This is a genomic window from Nocardia abscessus (genome assembly GCF_015477775.1).
In the GTDB taxonomy this organism is placed as follows: Bacteria; Actinomycetota; Actinomycetes; order Mycobacteriales; family Mycobacteriaceae; genus Nocardia; species Nocardia abscessus_A.
Genome location: NZ_JADLQO010000001.1, coordinates 284,970 through 304,867 on the forward strand (window position 1 = coordinate 284,970; position 19,898 = coordinate 304,867).

Annotated in this window: 17 protein-coding genes; 5 read left to right on the plus strand and 12 right to left on the minus strand. The window is 69.1% G+C overall.

Annotated elements, in window-relative coordinates; translation table 11 throughout:
- Positions 1-131: 131 nt before the first annotated feature.
- On the minus strand, positions 132-254 hold the full coding sequence (locus IU450_RS40510) for a hypothetical protein (RefSeq protein ID WP_267470488.1): 123 nt from the start codon (positions 252-254) through the stop codon (positions 132-134).
- A 153-nt stretch (positions 255-407) separates the two neighbouring features.
- On the opposite strand from IU450_RS40510, the gene IU450_RS01480 reads away from it, so the two are divergent.
- On the plus strand, positions 408-1,691 hold the full coding sequence (locus IU450_RS01480; RefSeq protein WP_195147969.1) for a bifunctional glycosyltransferase family 2/GtrA family protein: 1,284 nt from the start codon (positions 408-410) through the stop codon (positions 1,689-1,691).
- On the plus strand, positions 1,688-3,778 hold the full coding sequence (locus IU450_RS01485; RefSeq protein ID WP_195147970.1) for a glycosyltransferase family 39 protein: 2,091 nt from the start codon (positions 1,688-1,690) through the stop codon (positions 3,776-3,778). The genes IU450_RS01480 and IU450_RS01485 overlap by 4 nt, the downstream gene beginning before the upstream one ends.
- Positions 3,779-3,988: 210 nt before the next feature.
- Here IU450_RS01485 and IU450_RS01490 read toward each other — a convergent pair whose 3' ends face one another.
- Positions 3,989-4,765, minus strand: coding sequence for an SDR family oxidoreductase (locus IU450_RS01490; protein ID WP_195147971.1), 777 nt, complete (start codon positions 4,763-4,765; stop codon positions 3,989-3,991).
- A 242-nt stretch (positions 4,766-5,007) separates the two neighbouring features.
- Between IU450_RS01490 and IU450_RS01495 the strand changes: the two genes are divergently transcribed.
- The gene (locus tag IU450_RS01495; protein ID WP_157114530.1) at positions 5,008-5,373 is read left to right on the plus strand and encodes a hypothetical protein; all 366 of its coding nucleotides are present in this window, start codon (positions 5,008-5,010) and stop codon (positions 5,371-5,373) included.
- 617 nt (positions 5,374-5,990) lie between these two features.
- A complete protein-coding gene (locus IU450_RS01500) occupies positions 5,991-7,346 on the plus strand; it encodes a glycosyltransferase 87 family protein (RefSeq protein WP_195147972.1) in 1,356 nt (451 codons plus the stop codon).
- On the opposite strand, the gene IU450_RS01505 is transcribed toward IU450_RS01500, so the two are convergent.
- The 7 genes from IU450_RS01505 to IU450_RS01535 all read right to left on the minus strand — a co-directional run bounded on the left by IU450_RS01505 (position 7,317) and on the right by IU450_RS01535 (position 16,490).
- Complete coding sequence (locus IU450_RS01505) at positions 7,317-7,931, minus strand: TetR/AcrR family transcriptional regulator (protein WP_195147973.1); 615 nt, start codon at positions 7,929-7,931, stop codon at positions 7,317-7,319. The two genes, IU450_RS01500 and IU450_RS01505, sit on opposite strands and share 30 nt — an antisense overlap.
- 5 nt (positions 7,932-7,936) lie before the next feature.
- Entirely contained in the window at positions 7,937-8,713 is a 777-nt protein-coding gene (locus IU450_RS01510; RefSeq protein WP_195147974.1) for an enoyl-CoA hydratase family protein, read from the minus strand.
- A 10-nt stretch (positions 8,714-8,723) separates the two neighbouring features.
- Entirely contained in the window at positions 8,724-9,884 is a 1,161-nt protein-coding gene (locus tag IU450_RS01515; RefSeq protein ID WP_195147975.1) for an acyl-CoA dehydrogenase family protein, read from the minus strand.
- Between the two features lie 67 nt (positions 9,885-9,951).
- Positions 9,952-11,949: an acetyl/propionyl/methylcrotonyl-CoA carboxylase subunit alpha gene (locus IU450_RS01520; protein ID WP_195147976.1), complete on the minus strand. Its 1,998-nt coding sequence runs from the start codon at positions 11,947-11,949 to the stop codon at positions 9,952-9,954.
- Between the two features lie 8 nt (positions 11,950-11,957).
- On the minus strand, positions 11,958-13,556 hold the full coding sequence (locus IU450_RS01525; RefSeq protein ID WP_195097330.1) for an acyl-CoA carboxylase subunit beta: 1,599 nt from the start codon (positions 13,554-13,556) through the stop codon (positions 11,958-11,960).
- The gene (locus IU450_RS01530; protein WP_195147977.1) at positions 13,553-14,704 is read right to left on the minus strand and encodes an acyl-CoA dehydrogenase family protein; all 1,152 of its coding nucleotides are present in this window, start codon (positions 14,702-14,704) and stop codon (positions 13,553-13,555) included. The genes IU450_RS01525 and IU450_RS01530 overlap by 4 nt, the downstream gene beginning before the upstream one ends.
- Positions 14,705-14,774: 70 nt before the next feature.
- A complete protein-coding gene (locus IU450_RS01535; protein ID WP_195147978.1) occupies positions 14,775-16,490 on the minus strand; it encodes an acyclic terpene utilization AtuA family protein in 1,716 nt (571 codons plus the stop codon).
- Between the two features lie 180 nt (positions 16,491-16,670).
- On the opposite strand from IU450_RS01535, the gene IU450_RS01540 reads away from it, so the two are divergent.
- Positions 16,671-16,838: a hypothetical protein gene (locus tag IU450_RS01540; protein ID WP_195147979.1), complete on the plus strand. Its 168-nt coding sequence runs from the start codon at positions 16,671-16,673 to the stop codon at positions 16,836-16,838.
- Positions 16,839-16,871: 33 nt separating this feature from the next.
- Here the strand turns inward: IU450_RS01540 and IU450_RS01545 are convergent, their stop codons facing one another.
- The 3 genes from IU450_RS01545 to IU450_RS01555 form a co-directional block, all read right to left on the minus strand.
- Positions 16,872-17,792 (minus strand): adenylate/guanylate cyclase domain-containing protein, encoded by a 921-nt coding sequence (locus IU450_RS01545; RefSeq protein WP_416382824.1) that lies wholly within the window; start codon positions 17,790-17,792, stop codon positions 16,872-16,874.
- Between the two features lie 362 nt (positions 17,793-18,154).
- Positions 18,155-18,916, minus strand: coding sequence for an ABC transporter permease (locus IU450_RS01550; protein ID WP_195147980.1), 762 nt, complete (start codon positions 18,914-18,916; stop codon positions 18,155-18,157).
- Positions 18,916-19,860, minus strand: a complete 945-nt coding sequence (locus IU450_RS01555) for an ABC transporter ATP-binding protein (protein WP_195147981.1) — start codon at positions 19,858-19,860, stop codon at positions 18,916-18,918. Before IU450_RS01555 ends, IU450_RS01550 begins: the two co-directional genes overlap by 1 nt.
- Positions 19,861-19,898 lie beyond the last annotated feature (38 nt).

Genomic DNA, 19,898 nt, shown 5'->3' on the forward strand with positions numbered 1-19,898 from the left:
CCGAGCTGATCGAGGCGAAATAGAGCCTACTGGCCGGCTCCAGACGAGCCGCTCGCCGCGACAACCCTGGAACTGCTTGCTACTCCCCCTGGCCGGGCCGCTGAGCGAGTGGTTCTCGCTCAGCGGCACGGTCAGCGCTTCTTGACGTCGATGACGGGATCGGCTGCGGACTTGGCCTTCTTCTCCGCTCGCTTCTCCTTGAGGGACTTCCCGGATTTCTTGGACATCGAGCTGCGCGGAGATTTGTCGGACAAACGTGGTCCTTTGCTCGGAGAACCTGAATGGTCCCGCTGCTGTCGACCGTACGCTATGGAGACCCGTCCGGGTGCGACCGCCGAATTCGGCTTCCAGGAACCTCACAGCTGAGGCCCAGCTCCGTGGCAGTGTGGCCGTCGAGGGTGGTTCGCATGACCGAGACTCTGACCGTCGCGGCGGCGGAACGAACCGAGACCACGGGTGCACCCGTGCTGGACGTGGTGATACCCGTCTACAACGAAGAGACCGACCTCGGCGTGTGCGTCCGCAGACTGCACGCCTACCTGCGCGACGGATTCCCGTTCCCGGCGCGTATCACGGTCGCCGACAACGCGAGCACCGACGACACGCTGCAAGTCGCACAGCTGCTCGCCGAGAAACTGGACGACGTGCGGGTCGTGCATCTGTCGGCCAAGGGGCGCGGGCGGGCGCTGCGAGCGGTGTGGGAACGCTCGGACGCGCAGGTGGTCGCCTATATGGATGTCGACCTGTCCACCGACCTGAACGCATTGCTTCCCCTGGTCGCACCACTGATCACCGGGCATTCCGACCTGGCGATCGGCACCCGGCTGGATTCGGCGTCCCGCGTGGTGCGCGGCCCCAAGCGGGAGATCATCTCGCGCTGCTACAACCTGCTGCTGAAAGCCTCACTGCGCGCGCACTTCTCCGACGCCCAGTGCGGCTTCAAGGCGATGCGCACCGACGTGGCGCGCCGCCTACTGCCGCTGGTACGCGACGGGGAGTGGTTCTTCGACACCGAATTGCTCGTACTCGCCGAGCGGGCCGGTCTGCGCATCCACGAGGTCCCGGTGGACTGGATCGATGATCCGGACAGCCGGGTCGACATCATCGACACCGCGCGCAAGGACTTGCTCGGCATCTGGCGACTCGGGCGGGCGCTGGCCACCGGCGCGCTGCCGCTCGACGAGCTGCGTCGCGCGGTGGGCCGGGAACCGCTGGTGGCCGGGGTGCCGCTGGGCATGGTCGGACAGCTCGTGCGTTTCGCGATCGTCGGCGTATCGAGCACGCTGGCCTATCTGCTGCTCTATGTGATGCTGCAACCATTGACCGGCGCGCAGGTGGCGAACTTCGCGGCGCTGCTGATCACCGCGGTGGGCAATACCGCGGCCAACCGGGCCTTCACCTTCGGCGTGCGCGGCTCGAACGGCGCCGTCTCGCACCAGTTCCAAGGTCTGGTGATCTTCGGGATCGGGTTGGCGCTCACCAGCGGATCGTTGTTCGCGCTGCATCGGTGGGCGCCGGACGCCTCGGTGCACCTGGAATTGTTCGTGCTGGTGGCGGCCAATCTGGTGGCGACGCTGTTGCGGTTCGTCGGGCTGCGGTGGGTGTTCCGGGAAAGCGGAGGACGCGATCGCTCGGCCGAGCCGGTGGCGTCGGCTCTCGCCCCCATCGGTCGTGAGGGGGACCGTCGATGACGGCGACACTGTCCGCGCAGCCGGTCGCGACCGAAACGCGGCCGCAGAACAGCCGGAAGTGGGAGTATCCGGCGCTGGCGACGCTACTGGTCGGCACGGCGGTGGCCTATCTGTGCAACCTGAGCGCCAACGGGTGGGCGAACTCCTTCTACTCGGCTGCCGTACAGGCGGGTTCGGTGTCGTGGAAGGCGTTCTTCTTCGGGTCTTCGGACGCGGCGAACTCGATCACCGTGGACAAACCGCCCGCCTCGCTGTGGTTGATGGAGCTGTCGGTACGGGCGTTCGGGCTCAACAGCTGGAGCATCCTGGTGCCGGAGGTGCTGCTCGGGGTGGCCACCGTGGCGCTGCTGTGGGCGACGGTGCGCAGGCCGTTCGGGCCCGCCGCCGGATTGCTCGCCGGGTTGGCGCTGGCGGTGACGCCCGTCGCGGCACTGATGTTCCGGTTCAACAATCCCGAGGCGCTGTTGGTGTTCTTGATGGTCGCCGCCGCCTGGGCGATGACGCGGGCGGTGGCGGACGGCCGCTGGCGCTGGCTGGTGCTGACCGGCGCGCTGATCGGATTCGGTTTCCTCACCAAGCAATTACAGGTGCTGCTGGTGATTCCTGCGCTCGCACTGACCTATTTGATCGCGGGTCCGCCGAAGCTCGGCAAGCGCATCGTGCAACTCTTCGCGGCGGGAGTCGCGATGGTGGTCGCCGCGGGTTGGTGGTTGCTGGCGGTGGAGTTGTGGCCCGCCTCGTCACGCCCGTGGATCGGTGGCTCGCACGAGAACTCGATCCTGGAACTGACGCTCGGCTACAACGGCCTCGGCCGGCTCAACGGCAACGAGCGCGGCAGCGTCGGACCGGGCGGTGAACTTCCGGCGGGCGGCAACGGCATGTGGGGAAGCACCGGCATCACGCGGATGTTCGAACCGGCGCAGGGCGGTCAGATCGCCTGGTTGATCCCCGCCGCGCTGGTCGCGCTCGTGGCGGGAATCCTGCTGCGCGGCAGAGCGGTTCGCACCGATCCGCGGCGCGCTTCGCTGGTCCTCTGGGGCGGCTGGCTGCTGGTGACCGGGCTGGTGTTCAGCTTCATGGCCGGCATCTTCCACCAGTACTACACCGTGGCCCTCGCTCCGGCGATCGCCGCACTCGTCGGCGCGGGCGCGGCGCTGCTGTGGCGGGCACGGCATCGGCTGTGGGTGCGGCTCGTGTCGGCACTGGCGGTGGGCCTGACCACCGCGACCGCGTGGATGCTGTTGTCCCGCAGTCCGGAGTGGCAGTCGTGGCTGCGCTGGACAGTGCTGGTCGTGGGCATCATCGCGACGCTGGCCGTGCTCTTCCCCGCACCGCGCAAGCTGGCCGTGGCGTCGGCGCTGGCGGTCGCGTTCACCTTCCTGGCCGGGCCGGTCGCCTACGCCGTGGACACGATCGCGACGTCACATGCCGGTTCGATTCCCTCGGCGGGGCCGAACGTCGGGATGCACGGACGGCCACCGTGGGGCGAGGGAATGCCCGGAACGGGCCGCCGCATGCAGGACGGCGCGGGTACCACCAACGGCGACGGGCAAGCCCCGGGCGGTACGCCACCGGGCCTCCCGCCTGGCATTGCGCCGCAGGGCAATTCACCGGGCGCGCAAGCGCCGGACGGCGCGATGTTCCCGCCCGGCACGGTGCCCGATGGGCAGACTCTCGGCACGCCGGGAGACGCCGGTGCGGGACCCGATGGCGGCGGCATCGGCGGTCTCCTGGGGGCGGGCGAGCCGAGTGCGCAAGTCGTGTCCCTGCTCGAGCAGAACGGCGGTGACTACACGTGGGTGGCCGCGGCCATCGGATCGAACAGCGCCGCGGGCTTGCAGCTGGCCACCGAACTCCCGGTGATGCCGATCGGCGGCTTCAACGGCAGCGACCCGTCGCCGACGCTGGAGCAGTTCCAGCAGTACGTCGCCGAAGGGAAGATCCACTACTTCGTCGGCGGCGGCCGTGGCGGGCCGGGTTCGTCCAGCTCCTCACCCAGCGCTCAGATCACGCAGTGGGTCCAGGAGAACTTCACCGCCATCCAGGTGGACGGGGTCACCCTGTACGACCTGACCGCCACCCACTGAAGCCGCGCGATCGGTTGCGGCGCCCTGCATCCCCGCCCACCGCATCGCCTTCCAGTGTTCAGCGCGACTCCCTGCGCCCGCTGAACACCGCATCCGCACCGACGCCCTACCTCGGCGTCGGTGCGGATCGCCTGTGCGGCCTTCGCGCGCTCCGGCGGCTCCGCACACCGATCCGATGTGCAGAGCCACCCGAGTGCGCGAAGTAGTCGATCAGGCCGAGACCTCGGCGTCGAGCCATTCGGCGAAGGTCGGACCGGCGAGCTTGGCGTGCGGGCCGGCGAGGAGCCCACCGTTCTCGAAGACGTCGCGGTCCGGGTTGTCTCGGTCGTTCACCTCGACGACGTGGGCGGGGGCACCGCGGCGGGCGGCGAGCAGTGCTGCGGCTCCGGCCATTGTTTCCGGCTGCGGACCTGCGATTTCCGGGAAGGGGGCCGCGGTGGTTTCGGGAACGGGCCCGAGTGCGAGGCGGACCAGTTCCTCGGCGACGGTGCGCGCGGCGACCAGTTGGGTACGCATCGCGGCGAGGTAGGCGGTGTCACCCTGAGTGCCCCACTGCGTCATCAGCTCGACCAGCTCGTGGAACTGCGCGGCGCGCAGGATCCGCACCGGCAGCGGACCTTCCAGCAGCGCCTGCTCGTGGGCCAGCTTGGCCGCGTTGTATCCGGCGGTGGTGCCGTCGATGCCGATGATCGACGCCACCACCAGTTGCTCGACCCCCGCCTTCCGTCCCGCCTCGTGCAGATTCCGCGCGGCGGCGGTGAAGAACGCCGTCGCGACATCCTTGTCCGGCGAAGGCGTGCTGGAGACGTCGATCACCACCCGCACACCCTCCAGCGCCTCGACCAGTCCCTGCCCGGTCTCGATGTCGATGCCGTCGGCGCGGGAGAAGGCGACCACATCGTGCCCTTGCTCGTTCAGCACATTCACTACGTGCTTGCCGAGCCGCCCGGTCGCCCCTGCCACCGCGATCTTCGTGCCGTTCGTCATGGTCCTCGCTCCTCGTGTCGCCGCGTTGTTGCGCGTTCACAGAAGAGACGACACCGGATCGGCGAGTGTGACATCGCCGCACACCCCTGTATTCGCCACCCGGCCGGAGTGATTCGGGGGCAGCCCTTGGCATCCCGCAAAACGCCAGCGATGATGATCGGGATGTGTGACGGCTCCCAGCGGGGAGCCGGGGCCCCGCCACCATCAGGTCACGCGTCCACCGCGAACATTCAGGGAAACAGTTGAACGCTTTCATGAAGCTGGCCGTGACGGTGGTCAGCGCACTGGTCGCAACCGCGCTCACCGTCGGATTCGCCGCCACCGCGTCGGCCGCCCCCGCCGACCGAGCCGAACCGATCGCCGCTGCGACCAGCGAACCCCCGCAGGTGACCTACATCAAGGCTTGCCTGCCGCCCGGCGACACGATCGAACTGCGCACGGGAATCGGCGCGGCGATCGGGGCCGCGATCGGCGCGCTCGTCGGCCTGCCGGTCTTCTTCGTCGGCGCCATCCCCGGCGCGATCATCGTCGGCCTGATCGGTGCCGCCATCGGAGCCTCCTCCTACGCCATTGATTCCGGCCGCCTCGAGCAGCAAGGACTTTGCTGATCATCGCGGTGTAGGGCGTGCCGGTAGCCGGAGGCCATTCGGCTACCGATGCCGATTCCTCGCGCCCGGCGGGCGCACCGAGCTGTGCGGGCGTGCCCGCCGAAGTACCGGCTGACGCAAAATGATTCCCGTCGAGTTGGTCGACCCGGATCCGTGACGACGCCCCTCCCGCGCCGATACCCGCCATCGACATCGCGGGCCACTCGAGTCGCCGCGGACGCCCGCGACGGACGGTCTCTCGCAGCGCGGGAAGGGACTTCGCCTCCAGAACAGGGCTCAGCGGGCCACGGTTGCACGCACGGCGGAGGCCGCCGAGCCCTCCACGAGTTCGCTTGCCGGGCACAGGATTACCGATCCCACGTCTCCCGAACCGCGTAGTCGCGTGTTCGAGGCGCTCGGGCAATGCCGGTCGACGGCGCTTCCGAGGGACGGAAGTATCCACCGGCAAGCATTCCGCTCACGTAGTGACACAGGTTACAGTTCCTTCTCCTGACACTACATTCGTAGTTTACGTATCGTAGACCCGCTTACGGTTTCAGCGTTGCCCTGGGAACCGTGCCGGTGACGTCCTCCGGCTCGGCGCCCGCCCGATTCACCCACCTGATGAAGGAAAGTTCATGGCAACTGTCGCACCGGCGACAACTGTCGTTGTCGCGCCTGCGACGGAACTATCGACCGCGCGCAGCCACCCGCGAGCCGGGCTCGCGCTGGGCGCGGCCATCGTCTGCACAGCGGCCTCGCTCGCCCTCTGGTTGCTGTTCTTGCGCCCCCACTGGGAGATGTACTGGCACCAAATAGATTTGCAGGTCTACATGTGGGGCGGCAACGCGGCGGCGCTGCACCCGGCCCAGTTGTACACAGCCCGCGGCCCACTGTTCCTGCCGTTCCTCTACCCCGTCTTCGCCGCGTGGATCTGCGCCGAATTGGCGCGATTCCCGATCAACTACGTCGGCACCGCCATGGTGGTCACGACCCTGATCGCCTTGTACGCCGGCGTGTGGTGCACCGCCGTGCTGATGCGGTATCGGCGTGGGTTCGGCATGGCCGCGGCGACATTGGCGGTCGGCAGCGTCGCGCTCTGGCTCGAGCCCGTCCAGCAGACTTTCCGCTTTGGACAGGTCAGCATGATCCTGATGGCAATGGTCCTGGCCGACCTCGCCCTTCCGAAGCAGCGCTGGAGTCGCGGCATCCTCATCGGCATCGCCACCGGCATCAAGCTCACGCCCGCGGCGTTCATCGTCTATCTGTTCGTCACGCGCCAATTCAAGGCCGCCGCCGTCGCCATGGGCGCCTTCGCGGCCACGGTCGCGGCCGGTTTCTGGTACCGGCCGACCGAGGCGGCCCAGTTCTGGATCACGACCGTGGCCTCCCAGAACCGGATCGGCTTCGCCTATGTGCAGAATCAGTCCCTCAACGGCCTGCTCGGGCGTATGCAGTGGACCACATGGGACAACCACGTGCTGTGGCTCCTCGGCGCGGGCGGGCTCGGTCTGGCCGGGCTGGCCGCGGCGCGGATCGCCCACCAGCGAGGCGACGAGATGCTCGCCATCCTGCTCGTCGCCGGTGTGACGCTGCTGTGCTCACCGATCTCCTGGACCCACTACTGGGTGTGGGTGGTGCCCGCGCTCGTCTGGGCCGTCCACGCACTGTCGCACCGATCGCGCACGGCCGCGATCGCCGTGCCCGCCGCGATCGCCCTGTTCGCCTTCGCCTGGCCGATGCAGGTCGACTCGATCGGATCATGGGATCGGGATCTACCGCTGCTACCGCAAGGCCTGATCTGGTTCGTGCCGCAGACCAACGGACGGGAATTCCATTGGACCGCCGCGCAATTCCTGATCGGCAACTCGTACGCGCTGCTCACCCTCGCCGCCATGGTCGCCGCGAGCGTCCTGCTCCTGCGCACACCACGACCGGCACTCGTGACGCTCGCGGGCTCCCGCTCAGCGGGGTGCGTGCAAGGCGGCGTGTAGCGTGGCCGCCCATTGCTCGACGATCCGCTTGCGGCGGGCCGAGTCGTCGGTGAGAACGTCGGCGAGACCGAGACCACGCGCCATGTCCAAGGTCGCCTGCACCAGGTGATGGGCGACCGGATCGGAGTCGTCGACCCGCAGCGCTTCGACCGCGCGACGGTGCGACGCGCGCCCGAAGCGGGCCTCCAGCGGAACGATGCGTTCACGCAGCACCGGATCGGCGGCGGCGTGCGTCCACACTTGCAACGCGGCCTTGAACAGCGGGCTGGTGTAGGACTCGACCAGCCCCGCAACCACCGCCTCGGTGCGGGCGATGCCGTCGCCGAGTTCCACCAGGGTCTCGGCCTCCTGCACCGCCTGCCCGCTGCGCGTGTCGAACATGTACTCCAGCGCGGCGGTGATCAGATCCTCCCTGGTCGGAAAGTGATGCTGCGCCGCGCCGCGTGACACCCCGGCCCGTTCGGCGACCACGGCGACCGTCGCGGCAGCCCAGCCCATCTCGGCCAGGCAGTCGATGGTCGCCTCGAGCAGGCGCTGCCGGGTGGCTCGGCTGCGGTCCTGCTTGGGTTCGTGGGGTGTCGCCATGGTGGTTATTCTGCCCAGCTCGGCGTGCGGCGCTGCAAAAAGGCCAGCATGCCCTCGTGGACCTCCGGGGTGCCGAAGAAGCTCGCCGAGCGCCGCGCGAGTTCCTCGGCGGAGGCGTCGAACTCGGCGAGGATGCTCGCGTTGACCAACCGCTTGGCCTCGGCCAACCCCTGCGGGGAGCCCTTGCGCACTTCCCCGCACAGTCGAGCGACCTCGGCCGCCGGATCGTCGGCGGTGACGGTGACCAGGCCGATCTCCTTCGCCACGGCGGCGTCGAACTTCTCGCCGGTCAGGTAGTACCGGCTGGCCGCGCGCGGGCTGAGCCTGGGCAACAGGGTCAGCGAGATCATGAACGGCGCCAATCCGATCCGCACTTCGGTGAGCGCGAAACTGCTGCCCGGCCCGGCCACGACCACGTCGCAACCGGCCACGATGCCCATGCCGCCGGCCCGCACGTTGCCGTCGATCCGCGCGATCACCGGTTTCGGGATCTCCACCAACCGGCGCAGCACCCCGATCATGACCCGGGTGCGCTGGTCGGCGGCCACGGCCGGATCGGCGTCGCTGGCCTCGCTGAGATCCGCGCCCGCGCAGAAGGTGTTGCCGGTGTGCGCGAGCACGATGACGCGCACCGCGTCGTCGGCGGCCGCGTCGTCGAGCCCGCGCAGCAGCTCGGCGACCAGCTTGGACGACAGCGCGTTGCGGTTGTGCGGCGAATCGAGCGTGAGCGTCGCGACGCCGCCGCCGACCTCGTAGCGGACGAACGGACCCGTCTCGGTCATGCGCGTCCTCTCAGTACGACTTGGGCAGGCCCAGCGAGTACTGGGCGACGAAGTTCAGGACCATTTCCCGGCTGACCGGCGCGATGCGGCCGATGCGCGCGGCCGCGAGCATCGCGGCCAGCCCCACGTCCCTGGTCAGGCCGGAGCCGCCGTGGGTCTGGATGGCCTGGTCGAGTGCCTTGATGCTGGCTTCCGCCGCCGCGTACTTCGCCATGTTGGCCGCCTCGGCGGCGCCCATCTCGTCACCCGTGTCGTAGAGGGTGGCGGCCTTCTGCATCATCAGCTTCGCCAGCTCCAGCTCGACCTTCACCTGCGCGAGCGGATGCGAGATGCCTTGGTGCGCGCCGATCGGCGTCTTCCACACCGTGCGCTCCTTGGCGTATTCCACCGCGCGATCGATGGCGTAGCGGGCCAGGCCGATGGCCATGGCCGCGCCCATGATGCGCTCCGGGTTCAGGCCGGCGAACAGCTGCATCAGCGCCGCGTCCTCCTTGCCGACCAGTGCGGTGGAGGGCAGCCGGACGTCGTCGAGGAACAGGTTGTACTGGTGGTCGGGCTCGATGATGTCCATCTCCTGCGCCGTCTTGGTGAAGCCTTCGGCGTCGGTCGGCACGATGAACAGGGCGGGCTTGAGCTTGCCGGTCTTGTGATCGGAGGTGCGGGACACGATCAGCACGGCCTCGGCCTGGTCCACGCCGGAGATGAAGATCTTGCGGCCGTTGAGGATCCAGTCGTCGCCGTCGCGACGCGCGGTGGTGGTGATCTGGTGGGAGTTGGAGCCCGCGTCCGGCTCGGTGATGCCGAAGACCATCTTGCCGGAGCCGTCGGCGAGCTTGGGCAGCCATTCCCGCTTCTGCTCGTCGGTGCCGTACTTGGTGATGATGGTGCCGCAGATGGCCGGGGAGACCACCATGAGCAGCAGGCCCGCACCCTGGGCGGACAGCTCCTCCATCACCAGCGCCAGCTCGTACATGCCCGCGCCGCCGCCACCGTACTCCTCGGGCAGGTTCACCCCGAGGAACCCGAGTTTGCCCGCCTCCTGCCACAACTCGTCCAGCGGCTCGTTATTGCGCGCCTTCGGCAGAACGTAGTCGCGGTAGTTGTATTTCGCGGCCAGCGCGGCGACGGCGGCCCGCAGCGCCTTCTGCTCGTCGGTCTCGATGAAGCTCATCAGTTCTCCTGTATCTTGCGGGGGCTCCCGCACCCCGTCGGCTCGATGAGCGCTGCGCGATGGCGACTCATCGCTCCTCCTGTGTTTCTTCGGGTTCGACGACCGCGAGCACGGCGCCGACGTCGACCTGCTGGCCGACGGTGACATTGACGGCGCTGAGCACGCCCGCGGCGGGCGCGGCGATGGTGTGCTCCATCTTCATCGCCTCCAGCCACAGGATCGGCTGACCCTGTTCGACATGGCTGCCGACCTCGGCGCCGAGCCGGATCACGCTCCCCGGCATGGGCGCCAGCAGCGAGCCGGTGGCCACCTGGTCGGCCGGGTCGCTGAAGCGCGGCAGCCTGCGCAGGGCCACCGGGCCGAGCGGCGAATCGACGTAGACCTGGTCGCCGTAGCGCGCGACCTCGAATCGCCTGCGCACCGGGCCGCGTTCGCCCGGCACCGACAGCACGACGCGATCGGGAGCCGACTCGACGAGTTCGAGACCGTCGTGGCCGTCCACGGTGACGCCGGTCCGGCCGAAGCGGTAACCGACCTCGTGCGTCCCGGTGGCGCGACTCTCGTAGGACTTGCGCTGCGACCGCGAGGGCAGATTCCGCCACCCGCTGGGCAGCCCGCCGCCCGCTCGCGCGCTGTCGCGGTTCGCGGCGGCGTCGGCGAGCGCGGCGGCCACGATCGACAGCGCCTCGTCGGACTCCGCCACCAGTGGCGCGGCGAGGGCGTCGAGCCCGTGCGTCGCGAAGAACGCGGTGTCGGTGTCACCGGCCAGGAACGCCGGATGACGCAACACGCGCACCAGCAGGTCCCGGTTGGTCACCAGGCCGTGGATCTTCGCCCGGTGCAGGGCGGCGGCCAGCAAACGCGCTGCCTCGCCGCGGGTCTCGGCGTAGGAGATGACCTTCGCCAGCATCGGGTCGTAGTGCACGCCGACCACCGAGCCGTCCACCACGCCGGTGTCCAGGCGCACACCCGGCCGGTCGAGCAGGTCGAATTCGGTACGCACCGCGTGGATCTCGATGCGGTGCACCGTTCCGCTCTGCGGCTGCCAGTCGTGTGCCGGGTCCTCGGCATAGAGCCGGACCTCGATCGAATGTCCGCGCATCGCGGGCGGTTCGGCGGGCAGCGCGCCGCCCGCGGCCACGTCCAGTTGCAGGCGGACCAGATCCAGGCCGGTGGTGCACTCGGTGACCGGATGCTCCACTTGCAGACGGGTGTTCATCTCCAGGAAGAAGAACTCGCCCTGCTCGTCGGCGAGGAACTCGACGGTGCCCGCGCCGGTGTAGCCGATCGCGCCCGCCGCGAGGCGCGCCGCCTCGAACAGCCGCGCCCGCATGCCGTCGGTGCGTTCCACCAGCGGCGAGGGCGCCTCCTCGATCACCTTCTGGTGGCGGCGCTGGATGGAGCACTCGCGCTCGCCCACCGCCCAGATGGCGCCGTGCGTGTCGGCCATCACCTGGACCTCGATGTGCCTGCCGGTCTCCAGGTAGCGCTCGCAGAAGACCGTCGGGTCGCCGAACGCGGACTCCGCCTCGCGCCGTGCTCCCTCGATCTGCGGGGCCAGGTCGGCCAGCTCGCGGACCACGCGCATGCCGCGCCCTCCGCCGCCCGCCGACGCCTTGATCAGCACCGGCAGGTGCGCCTCGGTGACCTCGGCCGGGTCCAGTTCGGCCAGCACCGGCACTCCGGCGGCGTCCATCATCTTCTTCGAGGCGACCTTCGAGCCCATCTGCTCGATCGCCTCCACCGGCGGGCCGATCCAGACCAGTCCGGCATCGAGCACGGCCTTGGCGAATTCGGCGTTCTCGGAGAGGAACCCGTATCCGGGATGGATCGCGTCGGCGCCCGCCGCCACCGCGGCCTCGATGATCAGCTCACCGCGCAGATAGGTTTCCGCGGGCGTGTTGCCGGGCAGGCGCACCGCGGCGTCCGCCTCGGTGACGTGCGGTGCGGCGGCATCCGCGTCGGAGTACACCGCGACGGTGCCCAGACCCATCCGGCGGCAGGTGGCGAAGACGCGCCGGGCGATCTCGCCCCGATTCGCCACTAGAACGTTCGTGATTTCCATCCGCGGCCTCACATTCGGAAGACGCCGAAGCCGTCGGCGCCTTTGATCGGGGCATTGTGAATGGCCGAGAGGGACATTCCCAATACGGTGCGGGTGTCGCGCGGGTCGATGACGCCGTCGTCGTAGAGCCGCCCGGACATGAACATCGCCAGCGATTCCGCCTCGATCTGCGCCTCCACCATCGCGCGCATCCCGGCGTCGGCCTCCTCGTCGAACGGCAGGCCCTTCGCCTCGGCGGCGGCCCTTCCGACGATCGAGATGACGCCCGCCAGCTGCGCGCCGCCCATGACGGCGGATTTCGCACTGGGCCAGGCGAAGACGAACCGCGGATCGTAGGCCCGGCCGCACATGCCGTAATGACCCGCGCCATAGGACGCGCCCATCAGCACCGAGATGTGCGGCACCTTCGAATTGGAGACGGCGTTGATCATCATCGCGCCGTGCTTGATGATGCCCTTCTGCTCGTACTCCTTGCCGACCATGTAACCGGTGGTGTTGTGCAGGAACAGCAGTGGCGTGTTCGCCTTGTTGGCCAGCTGGATGAACTGGGTGGCCTTCTGCGACTCCTCGGAGAACAGCACACCGCGGGCGTTGGCCAGGATGCCGACCGGATACCCGTGCAGCTCCGCCCATCCGGTGACCAGGCTGCTGCCGTAGAGCGGCTTGAACTCGTCGAAGTCCGAGCCGTCCACGATGCGGGCGATCACCTCGCGCGGGTCGAACGGGATCTTCAGGTCCGACGGCACGATGCCGAGCAGATCCTCCGGGTCGTAGAGCGGCTCGATCACCTCGGCGCGCGGGGCCGGGCCCTGCTTGCGCCAGTTCAGCCGCCTGACGATGGAGCGGCCGATGCGGATCGCGTCCTGCTCGTCCAGCGCGTAGTAGTCCGCGAGGCCGGACACCCGGGCGTGCATGTCGGCGCCGCCGAGCGATTCGTCGTCGGACTCCTCACCGGTGGCCATCTTGACCAGCGGCGGACCGCCGAGGAACACCTTGGAGCGCTCTTTGATCATCACCACGTGGTCGGACATGCCGGGAATGTAGGCGCCGCCCGCGGTGGAGTTGCCGAACACCAGCGCGATGGTCGGGATGCCCGCCGCCGACGCCTGGGTGAGGTCGCGGAACATCCGGCCACCGGGGACGAAGACTTCCTTCTGCGTGGGCAGATCCGCGCCGCCGGATTCCACCAGCGAGATCACCGGCAACCGGTTCTCCCGCACGATGTCGTTGATCCGCAAGGTCTTGCGCAGCGTCCACGGGTTGGAGGTGCCGCCGCGCACGGTCGGGTCGGGCGCGACGATCATGCACTCGACGCCCTCCACGATGCCGATACCGGCGATGGTGCTGCCGCCGACGTGGAATTCGCTGCCCCAGCCCGCCAGCGGGCACAGCTCCAGGAACGGCGAGTCCTCGTCGACGAGCAGTTCGATGCGCTCGCGCGCGGTCAGCTTGCCGCGCTTGCGATGCCGGGCCAGTTTGTCCGGCCCGCCACCCGCGATGGCCTTGGCGAACTCCGCCTCCACCTCGGCGAGCTTGGCCGTCATGGCATCGGCGGCCGCTTCGTACTCGGGCGCGGCGGTGTCCAGGGTGCTGCGCAGGATGGTCATGACTGGTACCCCAATCGCTTCGCCGCCAGTCCGGTGAGGATCTCGGTCGTGCCGCCGCCGATCCCGAGGATGCGCATATCCCGGTACTGGCGCTCGATTTCGGATTCGCGCATGTAGCCGAGGCCGCCGAACAGCTGGACGGCCTGGTTGGCCACCCACTCGCCCGCCTCCACCGCGGTGTTCTTGGCGAAGCACACCTCGGCGATCAGGTCGGTCTCGCCTTCGGCGCTGCGCTGCACCACGTCGCGGGTGTAGACGCGGGCGACGTCGATGCGCCGCGCCATCTCGGTGACCGTGTTCTGCACCGCCTGCCTGCTGATCAGCGGACGACCGAAGGTCTCGCGGTTGCGCACCCACTCCAGGGTCAGGTCCAGGCAGCGCTGCGCGCTGGAATACGCCTGCACCGCCAGGCCGACGCGCTCGCTGACGAACGCGCCCGCGATCTGGTAGAAGCCGGAGTTCTCCGGGCCCACCAGGTTCGCCACCGGCACCCGGACATCCACGTAGGACAGCTCGGCGGTGTCGGAGGCCAGCCAGCCCATCTTGTCCAGCTTGCGGCTGACCGTGAAGCCGGGGGTGTCCTTGTCGACGATGAGCAGCGAGATGCCGCCGGAGCCCGGTCCGCCGGTGCGCACCGCGGTGACCACGAAGTCGGCGCGGACGCCGGAGGTGATGTAGGTCTTGGCGCCGTTGACGATGTAGTGGTCGCCGTCGCGGCGCGCGGTGGTGGTGAGGTGCCCGACATCCGATCCGCCGCCGGGCTCGGTGATCGCCAGCGAGCCGATCTTCTCACCGGCCAGCGTCGGCTTCACCCAGCGCTCGATCTGCTCGGTGTCGCCCGAGGCGATGATGTGCGGCACCGAGATGCCGCAGGTGAACAGCGAGGCGAACAGTCCGCCGGACGCACCCGCCTGGTGCATCTCCTCGCAGACGATCATGGCGTCCACGCCGTCGCCCCCGGAGCCGCCCGCGGATTCGGGGAACTGCACGCCGAGCAGGCCCAGCGCACCCGCCTTCTTGTGCAGCTCGCGCGGGATCTCCCCCACGCGCTCCCAGCCGTCCAGGTAGGGCAGGATCTCGCGTTCCACGAAGCCACGAACCGTGGCACGCAATTCGCGTCGTTCCGGCGTTTCCCAGAGTTTCGTCATGCGGTGTCCTTTCTCGCATGACCGGGGGCCCTGCGTGGTGACGCGAGCTGCCGCCTCCGGGCCTGACCGGTCATGCGAAAAGCTCCACTGGAATGTCGAGGTGACGAGACCGCAGCCATTCGCCGAGTCCCTTGGCCTGCGGGTCGAAGCGGGCCTGATAGGCCACACCCTGACCGAGCAGGCCTTCGATGATGAAGTTCAGTGCCCGCAGATTGGGCAGCACATGCCGGGTGACGGTCAGCGAAGCCGCCTCCGGCAGTAGTTCTTTCACCCGTGCCACGGTGAGTGTGTGCACCAGCCAGCGCCATTGCGCGTCGGTGCGCACCCAGAGCCCGACGTTGGCGTCACCGCCTTTGTCGCCGCTGCGGGCCAGCGCGATCGTGCCCAGCGGCACGCGGCGGGTTTCCCCGGCGGGCAACGGTTCCGGAGCGGGCGGCTCGGCGACCTCGGCGAGGTCGGCCGTCTCCGAGGCGGGCGCGACGCCGACCCGGGTGCCATCGGACAGCACCGCCGTGTGCGGCACTTCGGCGGCGTCGACGAACCCGGGCGTGAATACGCCGTACGGAGATCCGTTGCCCGGCAGGGTCGTGAAACTGCATCCCGGGTAGCTGGCCAGCGCCAGTTCCACGGCGACATTGGAGAACGCGCGCCCGACCTTGTTCGGGTCCGGGTCGCGGACGACGCAGCGCAGCAGCGCGCTGGCCTGCTCCTCGGTCTCCGCGTCCGGCCGGTCCAGGCGCGCCAGCGTCCAGGTCAGCTCGGCGGGGCGGGTGGGCAGCCAGGCTTCCAGCTGGCGTTGCGCCAGTTCGGCTTTGGCTTCGATGTCCAGACCGGTGAGCACGAACTCCATCTCGTTGCGGAAACCGCCGAGGGTGTTCAGCGAGACCTTGAGCCGGGGCGGCGGGGCCTCACCGGTGACGCCGCTGATCCGCACCCGGTCCGGGCCGTCCTGGTCGAGCCGGATGGTGTCCAAGCGGGTCGTCACGTCGGGTCCGGCGTAGCGGGGCCCCTGGATCTCGTACATCAGCTGGGCCTCGACGGTGTCCACGGTGACCGCGCCGCCGGTGCCCGCGTGCTTGGTGATGACGCTGCTGCCGTCGGCGCGGATTTCCGCGATCGGGAAGCCGGGCCTGCCCAGATCGGCCAGCTCGGTGAAGAATGCGTAGTTTCCGCCGGTGGCCTGAGTGCCGCATTCGATCACGTGCCCGGCCACCACAGCGCCGGCCAGCCGATCGTAATCCGTCCGGCCCCAGCCGAAGTGGGCGGCGGCGGGACCGACGATCACCGACGCGTCGGTGACCCGGCCGGTGACCACGATGTCCGCGCCCGCGTTCAGGCATTCGACGATGCCCCACGCGCCGAGATAGGCGTTGGCGGTCAGCGGCGCGCCGAAACCGAGCTCGGCGGCGCGCGCCACCAGGTCGTCGCCTTCCACGTGCGCGATCTTCGCGTCCAGCCCGAGGTCGGCGGCGACTTTGCGCAGCTTTTCCGCCAGGCCCGCCGGGTTCAGGCCGCCCGCGTTCGCCACGATGCGCACCTTGCGCTCCAGCGCGAGGCCGAGGCATTCCTCGATCTGCTTGACGAAGGTCTTGGCGTAACCGAGGTCCGGGTCCTTCATCCGGTCCCGGCCGAGGATCAGCATGGTCAGCTCGGCCAGATAGTCGCCGGTGAGCACGTCGAGCTGCCCGCCGTCGAGCATCTCGCGCATGGCACTGAGCCGATCACCGTAGAAGCCGGAACAGTTGCCGATCCGGAGCACATCCGGGTCGGCGGCCAGCATACTCATCAGCGGGAATGCCTCCTGTACGGCGAACCGTCAGGATGAGCCGCATGCCGCACCCGTGAAGTCCGCGTTCCGCGACCAGCATCACACCGCGGCTAGAAAAAAGCAAGCATGCGTGCTTGTTAATTGACTTGTGAACGACTTACTCACCCGCAGGGCAGTGACCGAGCAGGTTGGAGCAAGATGGGCACAGTGTCCAGCGACGTGACCGTGATCATTCTGTTCGCCCTCGCAGGTTTCCTGCTCGGCGGCGCGTACACCACCTGGAAGACAGCCCGGCCGCTGTCTATAGCACTGGGCGTCTGTGCCCTCCTGGCGGCGGGCGGCGCGCTGACCTGGTGGCTCGGATAGGGGCTGCGAGCCGAGCGAGGGCGAGGCAGCCGCTCAAGCCCTCGACAGGCGGAAGATCCGCAGGTCCTCGGGGACGCCGTTGAGCGGAGCCGCGAAGAAGCTGCGGCGATACGGTTTGACCGCCAAGCCCAGTTCCGCCAGCGTCTCCGGCCGCAACCCTTGCAGCGTGGCCTCGGACAGCATGGTGTTCCCGTTGCCTCCCGCCTCCATGACTCGGGCCGCGATCGTGACGTCCACGCCGAGCCAGTCTCCCCCGATCTCCCGCGGAGAACCGGTGTGCAAACCGATCCGCATCTGCGGGGTGTAGCCACGCACCTGCACGTCGGCCAGGTTGCGCCTTGCCGTCACGGCGGCGCGTATCGCTCGGTCCGCCGAGGGGAACACGGCCATCACGCCGTCGCCCATGCGCTTGACCACTTGTCCGCCGCGCTCGGCGATCGGCGGCTCGATGGCCTTGGCCACCTTGCGCAGCAGTTCGAGAGTGGCCTCGTCACCGGCCGAGAGCGACCAGCGCGAGAAGGCCACCAGGTCGGTGAACATGACAGTTATTTCCTGGCTACCCTTGCCGCGGCCGACCCGCTCCAACGCCGCCTGCCAGACCTGCAAGGCGCCGAAACCGATCTCACGGGCCGCGCTGGGTGTATCGCCCACCAGTTTGTCCGCCGCGCGCGCGACCGCACGCGCGCCGCCCGGCCCGGAAACCGACAAGGGGTCACCGAAAGCGGGATCACCCGGCAACTGCTGGCGCGCCTTGCGCAGCATGCCGATCAGATCCGCCCGCTGATTCGCCGCGCTCACCAGCGCGGACAGCTGGCCACGACGAAAGCCGCCAGGACGGCGGGGAGGATCGAACTCGTCGGACGGCTCCAACGGAATGACCACCTCGGGCGGTACGCCTCCCTCGGCCTGCGCCCCCGACCCCGGCTCGGCGCCGCCGGAAGGTGTTTCACTCACGCCCCGAGGGTATCTCAGCCGACCAGACGTGGACGTGTTACCGATCATCACCATCTGCCACCTCCGCTGCGAACCTCCGCGAGCACATCGTCGGGCCCGGCGATGGATAACGAGCTGGTTGCTGAATCGAGGCTACTCGGACGAGAACAGGTCTCGGAACCCGCGAGCGGCATAGTTTCCTCGATGTTCACACGCACGATCGGCCCGGTGCGAGTTCTCGCACCGGGCCGATCGCAGCACCGTCCGCCGGGCAGTGGCGGGCGGTGGGCGGAGCGCCGGACCTCCCGACAAGGTCGGCGCCCCTACCACCCGAGTGGCGAGGGAGGGCGACTCGGGTAGCTGGGCGGCTGCCTCGCAGCTGGTCAGGCGTCGCGCTGGTTCACCACGACCAGGGCCGCGCCGAAGACGATCGCGACGAAGGCGGTGAAGTACAGCAGGCTGCCCCAAGGCCCCCAGTGCCAGTTGGCCGTGGACGCGGCGGAGCTGAAGAAGTGGTTCGCGTTCGCGAACGGGAGGAACGGGGTGACATTGCGGCCGAAGCTGCCGAACGCCCCGAGCAGGCCCTCGATGAGCAGCGGCCACAGCACGATCAGCGAGATCGCGGCGGCGGATTGGCGCACCAGCACGCCGACGCCGACCGCGAGCAGCACGCACAGGAACGCGTAGATCGGGATGCCGTAGACCTCGCGCCAGTCCTCCGCGCTGGACAGGGTCAGCGACGCGCCCGCTTCCGGACCGCCGAGGGCCTTGGCCACCAGGTAGGCGAGGAACACCAGGACGAAGGTCAGCACCGCACCGTACACGCCGACCAGCCCGGCCTTGGTCAGGATGACCTTGGCCCGATGCGGCGTGGCCTGGAACGTCGTGCGGATGATGCCGAAGCGATATTCGCTGGTCACGGTCAGGGTCGCCATGATCATCAGGACCATCACGCCGAAGCCGCTGATGCCGGCCACCGCGGTGGAGACGGTCAGATCGATCGCGCCGTCGGTGCCGTAGGACGCGCGCGCCACCGAGGCGAGCAGCGCGGCCATGCCGAGCGCCAAGGCGACCACGATCGCCGAGCACCACCAGGGCGACCTGGTGGAGGTGAGCTTGATTCGTTCCGCTGCCAGCACGCCCATCAGAGCGCACCTCCCATCACCTGATCGAAGCCTTCGCCGTGGTACTGCACGGCCCCACCGGTCATCCGCATGAACGCCTCTTCCAGCGAGGCGCGCTGCGGGGCCAGCTCGAACAGCGTGATCTCGTTCGCGCCCGCCAGCTTGCCGACCGCGTCACTGGTCACGTTCGCCACCACCAGCGCGGGGCCCTCCGTGCCCGCGCCGTCCTCGCGGACGGTCATGCCGTTCGAGGTGAGCACGCTGCGCAACTGGTCGAGCTGCGGGCTGCGCACCCGCACCGACTGCTCGGAGGCGCGTTCGATGAACTCCTGAGTGGTCGAGTCCGAGATCAGCTTGCCGCGCCCGATCACCACCAGGTGCTCGGCGGTCTGCGCCATCTCCGACAGCAGATGGCTGGAGACCAGCACCGTGCGGCCCTCGGCGGCCAGCCGCTGCATGAACCGGCGGATCCACAGGATGCCCTCCGGGTCGAGGCCGTTGACCGGCTCGTCGAACAGCAGCACCTGCGGGTCGCCCAGCAGCGCGCCGGCCAGGCCGAGGCGCTGCGACATGCCCAGGGAGAAGCCGCCCGCGGACTTGCCCGCCACCTCGGACAGGCCGACCAGCCGCAGCACCTCCTCCACCCGGGACTTGGCGATGTCGTTGGACGCGGCCATCCACTCCAGATGGGCGCGCGCGGAGCGGTTCGGATGCACCCACTTCGCGTCCAGCAGCGCGCCGACGGTGCGCAGCGGATGGTCCAGTTCGTGGTACGGCTTGCCCTGGATCAGCGCCGTGCCCGAGGTGGGTTTGTCCAAGCCGAGGATCATCCGCATGGTGGTCGACTTGCCCGCGCCGTTCGGCCCGAGGAACCCCGTCACCTGTCCGGGGCGAACGGTGAAGGTCAGATCCTGCACCGCTACGGTTTGCCCGTAGTGCTTGGTCAGGCCTCTCAGCTCGATCATGCCGCCCAGCATTCCGTAAATCGCGTCGGTGCGCGTCG